This is a genomic window from Trinickia terrae (assembly GCF_005144415.1).
GTDB classification, from domain to species: Bacteria; Pseudomonadota; Gammaproteobacteria; order Burkholderiales; family Burkholderiaceae; genus Trinickia_A; species Trinickia_A terrae.
This window is the reverse complement of the sequence record NZ_SWJE01000017.1, coordinates 62,108-77,188: the sequence shown is the minus strand read 5'-3', so window position 1 is coordinate 77,188 and position 15,081 is coordinate 62,108. Positions and strand designations below refer to the sequence as shown.

Annotated in this window: 15 protein-coding genes; 8 read left to right on the top strand and 7 right to left on the bottom strand. The window is 67.1% G+C overall.

All coding sequences use genetic code 11. The features are described 5' to 3' along the window. Window positions 1-65 precede the first annotated feature (65 nt). From FAZ69_RS27255 to FAZ69_RS27240, 4 genes are all read left to right on the top strand, one after another. Entirely contained in the window at window positions 66-575 is a 510-nt protein-coding gene (locus FAZ69_RS27255; RefSeq protein ID WP_136898204.1) for a hypothetical protein, read from the top strand. A gap of 51 nt (window positions 576-626) precedes the next feature. Next, window positions 627-2,210 (top strand): FAD-binding oxidoreductase, encoded by a 1,584-nt coding sequence (locus tag FAZ69_RS27250; protein WP_136898203.1) that lies wholly within the window; start codon window positions 627-629, stop codon window positions 2,208-2,210. Window positions 2,211-2,365: 155 nt separating this feature from the next. After that, window positions 2,366-2,911, top strand: coding sequence for a DUF2239 family protein (locus tag FAZ69_RS27245; RefSeq protein WP_136898289.1), 546 nt, complete (start codon window positions 2,366-2,368; stop codon window positions 2,909-2,911). Window positions 2,912-3,001: 90 nt separating this feature from the next. Then, entirely contained in the window at window positions 3,002-3,409 is a 408-nt protein-coding gene (locus FAZ69_RS27240) for a hypothetical protein (RefSeq protein ID WP_136898202.1), read from the top strand. A gap of 10 nt (window positions 3,410-3,419) precedes the next feature. Here the strand turns inward: FAZ69_RS27240 and FAZ69_RS27235 are convergent, their stop codons facing one another. The 6 genes from FAZ69_RS27235 to FAZ69_RS27210 all read right to left on the bottom strand — a co-directional run bounded on the left by FAZ69_RS27235 (window position 3,420) and on the right by FAZ69_RS27210 (window position 12,244). After that, window positions 3,420-4,385, bottom strand: coding sequence for a DUF1571 domain-containing protein (locus tag FAZ69_RS27235; protein ID WP_136898201.1), 966 nt, complete (start codon window positions 4,383-4,385; stop codon window positions 3,420-3,422). A 70-nt stretch (window positions 4,386-4,455) separates the two neighbouring features. Continuing rightward, on the bottom strand, window positions 4,456-6,234 hold the full coding sequence (locus FAZ69_RS27230) for an AMP-binding protein (protein WP_136898200.1): 1,779 nt from the start codon (window positions 6,232-6,234) through the stop codon (window positions 4,456-4,458). A 74-nt stretch (window positions 6,235-6,308) separates the two neighbouring features. Continuing rightward, window positions 6,309-7,238 (bottom strand): MaoC/PaaZ C-terminal domain-containing protein, encoded by a 930-nt coding sequence (locus FAZ69_RS27225; protein ID WP_136898288.1) that lies wholly within the window; start codon window positions 7,236-7,238, stop codon window positions 6,309-6,311. 110 nt (window positions 7,239-7,348) lie between these two features. Beyond that, a complete protein-coding gene (locus FAZ69_RS27220) occupies window positions 7,349-9,847 on the bottom strand; it encodes an acyl-CoA dehydrogenase (RefSeq protein WP_136898199.1) in 2,499 nt (832 codons plus the stop codon). Window positions 9,848-9,907: 60 nt separating this feature from the next. Beyond that, complete coding sequence (locus FAZ69_RS27215) at window positions 9,908-10,807, bottom strand: TetR/AcrR family transcriptional regulator (RefSeq protein WP_136898198.1); 900 nt, start codon at window positions 10,805-10,807, stop codon at window positions 9,908-9,910. 216 nt (window positions 10,808-11,023) lie between these two features. Then, entirely contained in the window at window positions 11,024-12,244 is a 1,221-nt protein-coding gene (locus tag FAZ69_RS27210; protein ID WP_136898197.1) for an MFS transporter, read from the bottom strand. 386 nt (window positions 12,245-12,630) lie between these two features. Here FAZ69_RS27210 and FAZ69_RS27205 point away from each other — a divergent pair, with 386 nt between their 5' ends. The 3 genes from FAZ69_RS27205 to FAZ69_RS27195 all read left to right on the top strand — a co-directional run bounded on the left by FAZ69_RS27205 (window position 12,631) and on the right by FAZ69_RS27195 (window position 14,114). Further along, complete coding sequence (locus tag FAZ69_RS27205) at window positions 12,631-13,182, top strand: GNAT family N-acetyltransferase (protein ID WP_136898196.1); 552 nt, start codon at window positions 12,631-12,633, stop codon at window positions 13,180-13,182. A gap of 14 nt (window positions 13,183-13,196) precedes the next feature. After that, window positions 13,197-13,664 carry a hypothetical protein gene (locus tag FAZ69_RS27200; protein ID WP_136898195.1) on the top strand — a complete coding sequence of 156 codons (468 nt, stop codon included), beginning with the start codon at window positions 13,197-13,199 and terminating at the stop codon, window positions 13,662-13,664. A gap of 105 nt (window positions 13,665-13,769) precedes the next feature. Further along, window positions 13,770-14,114 (top strand): hypothetical protein, encoded by a 345-nt coding sequence (locus tag FAZ69_RS27195; RefSeq protein ID WP_136898194.1) that lies wholly within the window; start codon window positions 13,770-13,772, stop codon window positions 14,112-14,114. A 61-nt stretch (window positions 14,115-14,175) separates the two neighbouring features. Here the strand turns inward: FAZ69_RS27195 and crcB are convergent, their stop codons facing one another. Then, the gene (gene crcB / locus FAZ69_RS27190; protein ID WP_136898193.1) at window positions 14,176-14,556 is read right to left on the bottom strand and encodes a fluoride efflux transporter CrcB; all 381 of its coding nucleotides are present in this window, start codon (window positions 14,554-14,556) and stop codon (window positions 14,176-14,178) included. Between the two features lie 180 nt (window positions 14,557-14,736). On the opposite strand from crcB, the gene FAZ69_RS27185 reads away from it, so the two are divergent. Then, a complete protein-coding gene (locus FAZ69_RS27185; protein ID WP_136898192.1) occupies window positions 14,737-15,078 on the top strand; it encodes a DUF190 domain-containing protein in 342 nt (113 codons plus the stop codon). The last annotated feature ends 3 nt before the right edge of the window (window positions 15,079-15,081 follow it).

Genomic DNA, 15,081 nt, shown 5'->3' with positions numbered 1-15,081 from the left:
AGGGCCTCGCGCGCGGCCGTCGGCATCGGCCGCGCGGCGCCAGGCGCTCCAGGCAGGGTGACATCATGCGTACTATCGTTGGACTCGGAACGGCGCTCGTCGCCGGAATGCTGTGCGCCGCTCCCGCTGCGGCGCAGGACGAAGCAAGCACTTCATCGCCGCCTCTCGGCACCTGTCGTCAAGTGACGGGGCAAGCCGAAATCGACGGCGTCATGCAGCCGATCTCGGGGCTCGCGTGCCTGCAGGCGGACGGCACTTGGCAAATCGTGCAGAACATGGACGGCGGCTGGACCATACCCGAACGCGACTACGCGTACTACTACGGGTACGGTCCGTGGTATTGGGCGCCTCCCGTGGTGTTCGGCGTCGGCGCGTCGTTCGTATTCGTCGACCGCTTCCATCATTTTCACCATTTCGATCATTTCCATTTCCACCACTTCGATCACGACAACGGCCACGTCATGTTTCGCGGCAACCCCGCCTTCGTGCGCGGCGGCTGGGGCGGGCCGCACGCCTGGGGCAGCCCGCATGGCTGGGGCGGCATGGGCGGTGGCGGCGGATTCCATCGGCACTGACCGGCAAGCGCGGCGGCGATCGGCGATCGATAACAACGAAGGAAACGCAAATTGACACGCGCGCTGCCGCCGAATCTCTCCGAAGCGACGTTCGACCGGGCGCTCGACGAGCTGGCGGGGGCCGTCGGCAGGCCGAACGTCGTCGCCGGCGGCGGCGATCTCGCGGCCTACGCCGACCCGTTCCTGCCGAGCCCCGAAAACCCCCGGGCGTTCGTCGCGTCGGCGGCCGTGCTGCCTGCGTCCGTCGACGAGATCCGCGCGATCCTGCGCATCGCGAATGCCTACCGGCTGCCGCTGTGGACCGTGTCCACGGGCCGCAATTTCGCGTACGGCGGCGCGGCGCCGCGTCTTGCGGGGTCGGTGGTGCTCGACCTCAAGCGGATGACGCGCATCCTCGAAGTCAACGAGACGCTCGCCTATGCGCTCGTCGAGCCCGGGGTCACCTATTTCGACCTGCATGCCTATCTGCGCGAGCGCGGCCTGCGCCTGTGGGTCGATCCGCCCGCGGCGGGCTGGGGGAGCATCGTCGGCAATACGCTCGAACGCGGCTTCGGCTACACGCCGTACGGCGACCACGCGGCGACGCAGTGCGGAATGGAAGTCGTGCTCGCCAACGGCGACGTGCTGCGCACCGGCATGGGCGGCCTCGCGGCCGGCACCTCGTGGCAGCTCTACCGGCCCGGCTTCGGACCGTCGTACGACGCGATGTTCATGCAGTCGAACTTCGGCATCGTCACGAAGCTCGGGATCTGGCTGATGCCGCAGCCGAGCGCCTATTTGCTCGGCGAGATCCAGTGCCGCGAAGAGAGCGATCTCGAAGCCATCGTCGAGACGCTGCGGCCGCTGCGCCTCGACGAGACGATCCGCCATCACGCCGTGGTCGAAGGCGGGATCCGGCGCGCGGCCGGGGTGTCGTCGCGCGCGCAATGGTATGACGGGCCGGGCGCGATGCCGGAGAGCGCGGTGGACGCGATGCTCGCGAAGCTCGGCGTCGGCCGCTGGAACCTGCATTACGCGCTGTATGGCGCGCCGGAGTTGCTCGATGCGCGCCACGCGATCGTCGAGCGGGCGTTCGCGCGGATTCGCGGCGCGCGTTTGACGGCGGCGAAATATGCGGGCGATGCGGAGCCCGTGGGCGGCGCGGACCGCAATTTTGCGGGGATTCCGTCGATGGGCGCGTTCCGGATGCTCGACTGGCGCGGCGGGGACGGCGCGCATGTCGATTTCTCGCCGATTTGTCCGTTCACGGGGCGCGACGCGATGCGCCAATACACGCTCGCGAAGACGCGCATGGCCGAGTACGGCTTCGACTACTACGGCGGGTTCACCGCGGGCGAGCGGCATCTGCATCACATCGCCGCGGTGATTTTCAATCGCGGCGACGCGCGCCAGACCGGCGCCGCCGGCGACCTGCTGCGCGTGCTGATGAGCGACGCGCACGCGGCGGGCTACGGCGAATACCGGACGCATCTCGCCTACATGGATTTCGCGGCGGCGCAGTACGGGTTCAACGAGGGGGCGTTGTTGCGTCTGTCGGAAACGATCAAGGATGCGGTCGATCCCGAGGGGATTTTGTCGCCGGGCAAGCAGGGGATCTGGCCGCGGGCCTGGCGTGGGTGGCGGGGTTATACGTGAAGGCGTGGCGAGGGTCGTTCGAAGCGGGGCTGTTAAATTTTACCCGGGTGTTATTGCAATGCAATTTATACCCGGGTATTATTCTGGCGACGCATCGAAAGGAACACGTCGTGAACAACAACCCCAGCTACACCAGCTTCGACGGCCATCGGCGCATGGCCGGCGGCTCGCTTTTGACAGTCGCGCTCGCGGTCAGGCGCGCGCTCGACGATGGCGCCGCCGGCCCAGTCCTGATCTTCGACGACACCACGGGCCGCTCGATCGACATCGACACGCGCGGCACGCAGGCCGAGTTGAACGCGCGCTTTGCCGCCGGGCCGGCGAACGCGGACGGCTCGCCTGAAGCGGCCGAAGAGCCCGCGGAGCCGCGCGGCCGGGGACGCCCCAAGCTCGGCGTCGTCGCCCGTGAGGTGACGCTTTTGCCGAGGCACTGGGAATGGCTTGCCGCGCAGCCGGGCGGGGCATCAGTGGTGTTGCGCGAGCTCGTCGACGAAGCGCGGCGCACGCACGGCGAGCGGGACCGGCAGCGTCAGGCGCAGGAGCGCGCCTATCACTTCATGTCGGCGATGGCGGGCGATTTTCCGGGCTTCGAGGAGGCCGCCCGCGCGCTGTTTGCCAACGAGCTCGCCCGCTTCGGCGAGCTCATCGCCACGTGGCCGGCCGACGTGCGCGACCACGTCGCATGGCTCGCGAAATCCTGATTCGCGGCGGCTGTTTTGCAGCCTATGCTGATTGAACAGATGGCGTGGGCGGCGTGTGTCATGCCGCTCGAGTCGTCGCCAAGGAAAGTCATGGATCGGCGCACGTTCGTGATGACCAGCGCATGGGTGGCGGCGGCCGGCTACTTGCCGCAGCGCCTTGCCGTTGCGCTCGAGCGGCCGGGGACGCTGGTCCTCGCCGACGCGTCGCTGGCCGCGAGCCGCGCGTTTGCCGACGCGGCGGCGCGGCGCGCAGTGCCGCTCGTCGAGGTCGGCGACGACATCGGCATGCTCTGGAACGCCACGCTCGCGCCGTATCTCGCCTGCACGAACGCCGTGTTGGCCGGCGTGCTGCGCGCGTCGGACGCCTTCGTGCTCCGGCAACTGGCAGTGAGCGCGAACTGCCGCGTGCGCCACGCGTCGACCTTGCGCACGGCTCATGCGCCGGCTGTGGTCGCCGTCGTGATCGACCACGAGCCGCAGCCGCATCAAGCCGCCTAGGGCTCAGCGCTCAAAACTTGTAAGCGGGATTCTTGGGATTGAACGTCTCGTCGGGCAGCGCTTTCGGCGTGATGCTGTCGAACACGATGCGCTCGAAAATCCGCCCGTCGTTGTCGTAGGACTCGACCGAGCGGAAGTACGGATGCCGCAGATCGAGCCCGAGCGTTTCCTTCTTCGCATAGAACTCGGGGCGGCCCGCCGGCGCTTCGAACGTGAACGCGACGACGCGCACGCCCGCGATCGTCTTCACCTCGATCTTCTCCGAGCGCTCGACGCCCGCCGCCTCGAACTTCTTGCTGTCGGCGACGAACTGCTGCGTGAGGAACTCGGTGCCGAGCTCGCGCACGGTGTGGTTCGATTGCGAATGCGCCAGCACGCCGGAGAGCGAGGTCCACAACGGCATCACGGCGAGGAGGCCGCCCAGGTGCCCGTATATTTCGTCTGGACGCAAGGTCGAGTCGTAGATGAGCTCCTGGCCCGCGTGCGCGCCGTCCGGCAGCCACTTCGCGTAGATGCGCAGCGGCTCGCGCGTGAGGCGCACGAGCATGTGATCGGGCTTGTCGGGCCAGACGCCGCGGATGCGTTCCTGGCGCAGCATCGTGAACTCGTATGACGGATAGCCGTTCGGGCCTTCGGCGATGTAGCGCGCGAGCGTGCGCGGATCGAGCGAGCCGAAGAGGGCGGTGAGCGCATCGTCGTCGAGCTTCTCGAGCATGCCGCTTTCGGCCGCGCGGCGCAGCCATTGCACCTGCGCGGCGAGCGGCAGCTTGCCCGCCTGGGTGGCCGGCGCCGTGGACGGCTTGACGGCGGGGGCGGCCGTGGCCGGGTCCGAGACGAGGAGCGAGCTTGCCGCGCTGCTTTGAGCGAGCGCCGCGGGCCCACTCGCGATCAGCAGCGCGGCAGCCGCGGCGCAGGCGCCCACTACACGGTGCGCGCACGTCGCGCGCGATACTGCACCGGATAGGAATCCCTGCATGACGCTCTCCCTTAGCATCGGCGCGCGTACGGCGAGGCGCAGCGCCCCTGTCTTGCTTACATTCCTTTGCTCACATGCCGCGTTCCTGGCCTTGTCCTTGCGCGGCGGCCTCCTCGTCGCGCAGCGCACGGCGAAGAATCTTGCCGACGTTGGTCTGCGGCAGCGAATCGCGGAATTCGACGAGCTTCGGCACCTTGTAGCCCGTCAGGTACTTGCGGCAGTGCTGGATGACCTCGTCCGCCGTGAGCGGTTCGCGCGCGGCGATGAACACCTTGATGCGCTCGCCCTGCACGGGGTCCGGCACGCCGATCGCGGCGACTTCGCGCACGGCGGGGTGCATCGCCAGCACGTCCTCGATCTCGTTCGGGTACACGTTGAAGCCCGAGACGAGGATCATGTCCTTCTTGCGGTCGATCAGGCGCACGTAGCCGTGCTCGTCCATCACGCCGATGTCGCCGGTCGCGAGCCAGCCGTCGGCGTCTAGCACCTTGGCCGTTTCGTCGGGACGGTTCCAGTAGCCCTTCATCACCTGCGGACCCTTCACGCAAAGCTCGCCCGGCTCGCCGATGCCGGCCCAGCCGCCGTCGTCCTTCCTGAAGCGCACCAGCGTGGACGGCGCGGGCAGTCCGACCGAGCCGTCGTATTCTCGCTGGGCCTTCGCGTCAAGGGGCGTCATCGTAACGATCGGTGAGCATTCGGTGAGCCCGTAGCCTTCGATGATCGGCTTGCCCGTCACCGCCTTGAAGCGCTCGGCCACCGCGCGCTGCATCGCCATGCCGCCCGCCATCGCGAGCTTGAGCTTCGAGAAGTCGCGCTTGCGGAATTCCTCGTTCTCGAGGAACGCGTTGTAGAGCGTGTTGACCGCGGTGATGCCGGTGAAGGTCTCGTGACGCAGCATCTTCATCACGCGCTTCGTGTCGCGCGGATTCGCGATCAGGATGTTGCGCCCGCCCAGGCCGAGAAAGATCAGGCCGTTCAGCGTGAGCGAATAGATGTGATAGAGCGGCAGCGGCGTGAGTACGGTTTCGATGTCGTCGCGCAGCGCCTCCTCGGCCCACGCCTTCGCTTGCAGCAGGTTCGCGAGCACGTTGCGGTGCGTCAGCATCGCGCCTTTGGCGACGCCGGTCGTGCCGCCCGTGTATTGCAGGAACGCGAGATCGTCGTGGGCTAGGGCCAAGGGCGCGAACGGGCGGCTCGCGCCGAGCGCGAGCGCTTCCTTCAGACGCACCGCGTGCGGCAGATGGTAGGCGGGCACGAGCTTCTTCACGTGCTTGAGCATGAAGTTGAGAAAATGCCCCTTCAGGTTCAGGCCGTCGGCGAGCAAGTCGCCGAGCGCGGTGACGACCACGCGCTTGATTTCGGTGCCGGGCAGCGCTTCTTCGAGCGTCCTCGCGAAGTTCTCGAACACGACGATGGTCTGAGCGCCGCTGTCCTTCAACTGATGCGCAAGCTCGCGTGCCGTGTAGAGCGGATTCACGTTGACGACGATCGCACCCGCCTTCAGCGCGCCGAACAGCGCGACAGGGTATTGGAACGTGTTCGGCAGCATGATCGCGACGCGCTCGCCTTTCGTGACGCCGACGCTTTGCAGATAGGCCGCGAACGCCGTCGCCTTGTTCGCCAGCGCGCCGTATGTGAGGTCGACGCCCACGCTCACGAACGCGACGCGCTCGCGGTACTGCGCCGTGCATTCGTCGAAGAACTGCGCAATCGACTCATAGCGGTTCACGTCGATGTCGCGCGGCACCTCGGGCGGGTAGGAGGCGTACCAGATGCCGTCGGTGTCCGGCGGCGCGGCCGGATCGGCCGTGGAGCTGTGCGTGGGGTGCGTGGCGGTAGGTTCGGTCATCTCTGGTCTCTCTATTGGCTTCTTGGTTTGAATAACGATTGGCAGCGTTCATTGCTTCCATTTTTTGGGGCGGTTTACACGTCCCAGTTGAAGCGCCCGCGCAGATGCGGCTTGTCGCCGGCGGCGTCGCGGACTTCGAATTCGCGCTCGCAGGCAGCGCGCGACGCGCTCCACAGCGACGCCTCGCCCGGCAGGAAGAGCGGCAGCTTGAACTCGCCGTCGAGCTCGGCCGCAGCCAGCGGCGCTCGCGGCTGCAGCGCGGCGGCGGCGTGCGCGAGCGTCCACATGCCGTGAGCGATCGCGCGCGAAAAACCGAAGACCTTCGCCGTGAGCATCGTCAGATGAATCGGATTGAAGTCGCCGGAGACCTGCGCGTAGTCGCGCCCCAGGCGCGAGGGCAGGGGCCAGCGCGCCTGCCGGGCGAGGGCGTCGCGGTCTATCGATAGCGGCAGCGGCGCGAGCGGCAAGCCATGGGCGGCGGCGTTGCGCTTCAGGTAGCGGCTGTCGCCCTCCCAGACGGTTTCGCCGCGCCGGTAGATCCGCACCGAGATCGTGAACGCTTGGCCGCGCTCGTGCGCGAGGAGCGGGCCGCATTCGGCTTCGATGCGGAGCGTGTCGCCGGGAGCGAGCGGCCGCCACAGGCGCACGCGGTTCGCGAGATGCACGATGCCGAGCGCGGGCCATGGAAAGCCCGGTTCGGTGAGCAGCATCAGGTGCAGCGGGAACGCGAGCAGATGGGGATAGGTGAGCGGCACGCCGTGCCCGGGCGCGAAGCCGCAGACGCGCGCATAGCGCTCGACGGCGGCGGGCTCGAGCGTGGCGGCGGGCAGCACGAAGCGCGAGGCGGGCAACTGCGCCGCGCGCCGGCGCTTGACGAGCCCGGCGAGGACGCGCGCGTAGAGCACGTGCGGCGCGGGCGCTTTGTCGACGACCTCGATTGTCAGGCGGCGCGGCGCGTCGTCCGGCGGCTCGCCGCTTTCGGCCGGGCGCGTCGGCTCGTTCATCGTGTCTTTCATGGCGTGGTCGTGGCGGCGGGCTCGGCTGGTCGTGGTGGCGCGGTGGCTATTGTCGGCGAGTGGAGGGGGAGTGCGCCAGTGCGCGGTGCTTACGAGCCTCATGCGATCAGCTGGTCCGTTTTCGCGAGCGCGTCGCGGCGTTTTTGCAGCGCGTCGAGCATACCGAAGTCCGGGCCGAAATCGTCGACCCTGATGACGAGCTCGCCGTAGCGCGCGTAATCGCCGAGGGTGTGGCGCTCGTCCGCGTCGATGTAGCCTTCGCGTTGCGCCGTCTCCGCCCAGGCGTCCCACTGTGCGAAGCTCTGCGGCAGCGGCGCGAGCAGGTTGCGCTTCACCGCGTCGCGCAACTTGTGCTCGATCTCGGCGACACGCGGCGTCAGCGCGAAAAGCCGCTCGCCGTAGCCGAGCGGATCGGCCTCGGCGGCAGGCACGTACGAATCGGCGACCAGCCGCTCGCGCGCCGCGCACGGCGTTTGCACGAGCTCGGCGATCTCGCTCGCGAGCGCGTCGGCGGGCGGGCGCAAGCGCATGCCGAGCGGAAACGCGCATGCCCGCAGCAGCATCGCGAGCCGCGCGGCGGGGTAGTTGGCGAGCACGCCGTCGAGCGCGTGCTGCGCCGCGTACAGCGCATCCTCGACCGCCCACCGCACGAGCGGCAGGTCCGCCTCCTGGCGGCCTTCGTCCTCGAAGCGTTTGAGCGTCGCCGAGATCAGGACGAGCTGCGAGAGCACGTCGCCCAGCCGCGCGGAAATGCGCTCACGCCGCTTGAGCTCGCCGCCGAGCACGAGCATCGAAACATCGGCGACGAGCGCGAACGCCGTGGCGAGCCGCGTCGCCGCGCGGTAGTACCCGGCGAGCGGCGCGTAGGCCGAATCCGGTTTCGGAATCGCCGCGCCCGCCGTGATGCCATGGACGAACGCGCGCAACGCATTCGACGCCAGAAACCCCGCATGGCCGAACAAGGCCGCATCGAAATCGCGCACGGCTTGCTGGCGGTCGCTCGCGCGCGCCGCACGCATTTCGTCGAGCAGATACGGGTGAGCGCGGATCGCCCCCTGCCCGAAGACGATCAGGCAGCGCGTGAGGATGTTGGCGCCTTCGACGGTGATCGAAATCGGCATCTGCTGATATGGCCGCGCGAGGAAATTCGACGGTCCCATGCAGATGCCCTTGCCGCCGATCACGTCCATCCCGTCGTTGATGACTTCGCGTGCGCGTTCGGTGATGTGGTATTTGGCGATCGCCGACAGCACCGACGGCTTCTCGCCGAGGTCGACCGCCTGCGCGCAGAGGCGTCGCGCCGCGTCCATCAGGTAGAGGTTGCCGCCCATGCGCCCGAGCGCCTCGTGGATGCCCTCGAACTTGCCGATCGGCGTCCTGAACTGCCGCCGCGCCGCCGCATAGGCGCCGGTGCCGCGCACCGCGAGCTTGGCCATGCCGACGCTCGACGACGGCAGCGAGATCGCGCGGCCCGCCGCGAGGCACTCCATCAGCATCCGCCAGCCGTTGCCGACTTGGGCGCGTCCGCCGATCACCCAGTCGATGGGGATGAAGACGTCCTTGCCCGAGTTCGGGCCGTTCTGGAACACCGCGTTGAGCGGCCAGTGGCGGCGGCCGATCACGACGCCGGGATGCGTCGCCGGGATCAGCGCGCAGGTGATGCCGGGCTCGTCGCCGGGGCCGAGCAGATGCTCGGGATCGCGCGCGCGAAACGCGAGCCCGAGCACGGTCGCGATGGGCCCTAGCGTGATGTAGCGCTTGTCCCACGTGACGCGAAAGCCGAGCGTCTCGCGGCCTTCGTGCGTGCCGTGGCAGACGATGCCGACATCGGGAATCGCGGCCGCGTCGGAGCCCGCGTAGGGGCTCGTCAGCGCGAAGCACGGGATCTCGTCGCCGCGCGCAAGACGCGGCAGGTAGTGGTTCTTCTGCTCCTCGGTGCCGTAGTGCATCAGGAGCTCGGCGGGGCCGAGCGAGTTCGGCACCATCACCGAGACGGCCGCCGCCGACGAACGCGATGCGAGCTTCATGACCACCTGCGAATGCGCGTACGCGGAGAACCCTTTGCCGCCGTAGCGCTCCGGAATGATCATGCCGAGAAAGCCTTGCTCCTTCAGGTAACGCCACGCGGCGGGCGGCAGGTCCTGCCAGATCTCGGTGCTGTCCCAGTCGTTGGCGAGATCGCACAGGCGCGTGCACTCGTTGTCGATGAAGGCTTGCTCCGCGGCCGAGAGCGTTGCGGGGCCATGCGCGAGGAGGGTGTCCCAATGCGGGCGGCCGGAGAACAGTTCGGCCTCCCACCAGACCGTGCCGGCTTCGATCGCGTCGCGTTCGGTGGCGGACATCTCGGGCAGGATGCGGCGAAACACGGCGAGCAGGCGCTGCGAGAGCAAGGCGCGGCGCAGCGGCTTGACGGCGAGCACGAACGCGGGCAGCACGAAGACGAGCGCGAGCAGGAGCATGGCGCCGCGTCCGGCCGCGCCGCTGACGCGCGCGACGGCGACCCACGCGATCATGATGGCGAGCCACCACGTTGCGCGCGCTCGCACATGGACGAGCACCGCGATCGCGACGGCAAGCGTCACGAAGAGCCATGCCATGAGCGTTTCTCCCTGCCTTGCCGGGGCGGGCTTGCTGCGCGCGGCCCCGGTCCGGCGAACTCAGGCGGCGGGCCGCGGCGAGGACGGCGTCGTGCCCGGCGGCGGCGCGAGAGGCTCGGCGCCTCCCGGCATCAGCGGGGCCGCCGTCTGCGCTTGCGCATCATGCGTGCCTGGCGGCACGAGCGGTTCGGCGCATGCGCCTCCCGCCTCGCGCGGGTGCTCGCCGCCGTTGCACGTCGTGCCCGCGTCAGCGGTTTCGCCCGCATCGCCGAGCACGGCGGCGAACGCGGCCAATTGTGCCGGGTCGGGCAGCGGCGCCTTGAGCGCCGCGACGATCAGAGAGGCAAGACGCGCGATCAGACGCAGGTCGTCCATCGACTTGCCCTGCGAGAACTCGACGATCAGGCCGTCGGTATCGCCGCCCGCGAGCACGCCCGAGAGCGCGCCGATCGCAAAGTGCAGCCGCCAGCCGAGCTCCTCGCGCGGCAGATGCGGCAGCGCGCGCTGGAATGCATCGAAGAAGCGCTCGGCGACCAACGCGTAGTGGCGATTGAGAAAGTCGCGGATGAACGTCGACGGATCGGTGTAGGCGCGCCCCAGAAGCTGCAGGAACGCGCGTCCGCCCGTGCGAGGCTCGCGCGAGAGCCGCAGCGCGGGGATGAACATCGCGCCGAGCACGTGCTCGCAGGTGAGGCGCGAACCGAGCTGCGTGTCGAAGCGATCGAGCAGCTTCAGACGCTCTTCGTTGAGCCGGTCGAGCCGCCGCGCGAGCATCGCGTGGATCAGCGCTTCCTTGCTGCCGAAGTGATAGTTGACCGCGGCAAGATTGACTTCCGCGCGCGACGTGATGTGCCGCAGCGAAAGCGCTTCATAGCCGCATTCGATGAAGAGGTCTTCGGCGGCGTCGAGAATGCGCGCCTTGGTATCGCCGGCGAGCCGGCTCGGTGTGCGAACTGCCATGTGCGCCTCCCATGCCGGATGACCGGCCGCGTACAAGCGATTCAACGTTCTAATTCATACGACTGTTTTTTATATAGGGCACCGCAAACTGCGACAGCAAGGCCTGTTTATGGGCACAGGCCTCTAGAAAACGATTCCGGGCAGCGATGGCGCGCCGCCATGTTGCCAATGGCAGAAGGCGCTCTGGCCAAGCGCCTTTTGCGTTTTACACCGGCGTCATGCGGTCGATGCGACCTCCTTGGCCGATTGCTGCATGTCGATGCCGCGCCGCTCGCGGCTGAACAGGATCAGCACGGCGATGACGACGGCCACGGTGCCGCACACGATCGCCATCGCCATCGCATAGTTGTTGTCGTGACTCTCGGCGAACGCCGACTGCATCGGCGCGTTGCCGGAGGCGAGCAGATTGCCGAGCTGATAGACGAAGCCGGGGAACGTCGCGCGGATTTCGTCAGGCGAGATCTCGTTCAGGTGGACCGGAATCACGCCCCACGCGCCTTGCACCGAGATCTGCATCAGGAACGCGCCGATGGCCAGCATGACCGGGGTGGTCGAGAAGGCCCACACCGGCAGCACCGGCAGGGCGATCAGCGCGGCGATGAAGATCGCGCGGCGCCGGCCGATCTTCTCGGAGAACCAGCCGAAGAACAGACCGCCGACGATCGCGCCGATGTTCAGCGTGATCGCGATCAGCGACACCGTATGCGGATCGAAATGATGCTGCTTTTGCAGGAAGGTCGGATAGAGGTCTTGCGTGCCGTGCGAGAAGAAGTTGAAGCACGTCATCAGGATGATCGCGTAGATCGAGAGCTTCCAGTTCTGCTTGAGCGTATCGACGAGGCTCGGGCGCGGGCGCTTTTCCATCGTCTTCCAGACCGGCGATTCGGGCACGCTCGAGCGGATGTACATGACGAGCAGCGCCGGCGCCACGCCGACGAAGAACATGCCGCGCCAGCCGACGTATTGGTAGAGGATGCCGAACACGACCGAGGCGAGCAGATAGCCGCTCGGGTAGCCGGCCTGCAGGAGGCCGGAGACGATGCCGCGCGATTTCGTGGGCACCGTTTCCATCGTCAGCGCGGAGCCTACGCCCCATTCGCCGCCCATCGCGATGCCGAACAGCGCGCGCAGCACGAGCAGCGTGGTCAGGTTCGGCGAGAAGCCCGAGAGCAATTCGATCAGCGAGTAGCAGGCGATGTTGAGCATCAGCGTCGGGCGCCGGCCGAACTTGTCGGCGAGCCGCCCGAAGATCAGCGCCCCGATCGGGCGCATGGCGAGCGTGAGCGTCAGCGCGATGGTGACGTCGGAGATTTTCGTGTTGAATTCCGCGGCGATGTCCTTGAAGACGAACACCATGAGGAAGAAATCGAAGGCATCCAGTGTCCAGCCTAGGTAGGCTGCGATCGTGACGTTTCTCTGTTCGCGCGTCCAGCTCATTTCATTGTTCTCCTGTGTCGATCAGAGTTGGTGCTTCAGCACTGACTCTGGTCCCATGCAGAGCGTCTCCGTATGGCCCGAGCCGGACGGTCAACGCCGAAGCCCGATACGTCCCCGTAGCCGGGCACGTGCGAGTGTACGCCGCCGTTTAAGCGGTTGCATGGTTCATCGGCGGTTTCTCGGTACTAATCCCTAGCGCGGTTTACGGCGCCCCGCGAATGCCGTAAATATCGTCGGCAGAATGTAATGATGGAGATCGTTTAGAGCATGACGTATTGCGAATTTGTCATTGAGCGGCATGCGCCATTTGCGGTAGCGTGCAGCCATTCCGATTCACGATGCCTTGACCATTCCGCTTGCCGATCGATACCTCGGCATTGCCTTCGATGAAGCCAGCCGCTCTCACCCAAGACGTTTTACCCGCGCTCGACACCGGCCGTCTGTTGTTGCGCCCACGCACGATGGCCGATCTCGAAGCCTGCCTCGCGATGGACCGCGACCCGGAGGTGACGCGCCATATCGCCGGCCCATGGGGCGACCCGGCGGCGCATCGCCAGTTCGTCGAGCACCGGATCACGCGCGCCTATCCGCGCGGGCTCGGCTATTGGTCGATCTTCGCGGCGAGCGCGCCCGAGCGCTTCATCGGCTGGGTGCTGCTGATTCCCGATCACGGCGCGGGGCCGGAAGTCGAGATCGGCTGGCGTCTCGTGCGCGAGGCGTGGGGCAGGGGGATGGCGAGCGAAGCGGCGCGCGCGATCATGCTGCATGCGTTCGAGACGGTGCGGCTGCCGCGCATCGTCGCCGACATCGCCGAGGAGAACGCGGTTTCGCGGCGCGTCGCCGAGAAGCTCGGGATGCGCCGCGTGGGAGAAGCGGATAGCGACGGCAAGCGCTATGTGCGCTATCGCATCGTGCGGGAGGATTTGCGCGGGGGCTGACGACCGATCCGGAGTTGAATGCCGCCGGCGCGCAGCGTTTGGACCTTGATTTGCCCCGGCCCGCGATCTACGATGAATTCGCGCATTCAAAATATGAAATGAAGAATACGGGGGTGACTATGTTGCTGACGAATTTATTCGTGATCGCAGGCATCGCTCACGCGGCAACGACAGCGCCCGCGCCGCCATGGCCGCCGGGCAGCATGGGAGTCCAGCCCGCCATGCTGCTGGTTGCCGACAACGAAGTACGCGCCGTGCCCAAGAACAAACCGCCGCAAACACCGGAAAAGCCCGCGCAGCAGGATCCGCCGAAGCTGCCGCCATCGGCGATTCCTGGCGCTGCGAATCCGCGCGACGGCAACAACTACTCGGTCGACCCAAGCACGCCGACTACCAGGGTGCCCACCTCGCCACCCGAGAAGGACCACTGCATAGGTTCGGGCGATTGCAGCAAGATCTTCGACAACGGGAAAGGGGGGTGACATGCCATGCATGCACGTGCCTATCTGCTCCGTGGGCTCCGCGTGGTCATCACGGCAATGCTCGTGATCGCCCACCCCGCGTTTGCGCAATGCGGCCCGAATGAAGTGCTCGTCGGTGAAGACGCCGACAATTACTACTGCAAGGACCGCGCGGAATATGCGCAATGTTTGAAACAGTCCGGCTTGCAAGAGCAGCAGGACAAGACAGACTGTGCTTATCACATACAGGGCGTTGCAGCCGAAGCGGCTCCGTCGTTGAGCGCGTCGGCGAAATCGTGCGTCCTGGGATGCCTCGGAAACGGCCTGACGCTGCGCGGGTGCTTCAGCAGCTGCGGGCTTGCCGCCGATGTGCCGACCCAAGTGCTCGATCGGCTCGTCGATGAACAGAACGTCTGCCTCGAACGCGTGCTGAGCAATCAGAAGCAGCGGCAGGAGAATTGCAAGCGGTGAGCCGGAAGGACGCACGAAAGGGCTTCACGCTGCGCCGTTGCCCCTGGCTTCATGCCACGCGCTAGCGAACCACGAGCGCCACGGTGGCGATGCCGAGCCCGGTCATGACGAGCGAGCCGCAGACGTGGATCGCGATTTCCATCGCGGCGAGGTCGAGCCGCCCCTGCTGCAGTTGCGCCACGACCTCCGCCGAAAACGTCGAGAAGGTGGAGAGCCCGCCCATGAGGCCCGTCACCACGAAGAGCCGCCATTCGGGCGCGATCTCGGGAAGCTTGGAGAAGAGCGCGACGGCGAGGCCGATCACGTAGCCCGCGATGAGGTTCGCGGCGAGCGTGCCCATAGGCAGCGCGGGAAAGAGACTGTTGAGACGAATACCCAGTACCCAGCGCGCGAGCGAGCCGAGCGCGCCGCCGATGCCGACGGCGAGGATGGACCAGTACATGTGAAATTCCACGCAAGGTTGGACAGCCGGGGCGGCGTGCGGCTTTGCTGAAAGCGGCCTCCCCGGTTGGATTGGCCCGGAGTCTACCATTGCCGAATACGCGGGATACGCGAATGGCGGCGGCCAAACCCGAGTGCTACACTCGACCGGCGAAGAGGGCATTCCATCAGAGAGGCTTCCATGAAAGGCAGCCAGCTCACCGTATATGCGGCGAACCAGAGCCACCGCAAGAACCATAAGACCGTGGTCGATTGGATACTCGACGAGACCACGAAGGCGGACATTCAGGGTGCGACGGTCATCGAAGTGACCGAAGGCTATGGCGCGCACGGCAAGTACCACGCTGCGCGCTTTTTCGAATTGGCCGATCAGCCGGTGGCGGTCGCGGTCACTGCCGCGGACGGCAAGATCGACGCATTGCTCGACAGCCTGAGGCAAGGCGGAGTCCGGCTCTTTTACACGCGGTACCCGGTCGAGTACGGCGTGCTCGGCGAAGAGCAGGCTTCGCGCGAAGGCAATTGATTC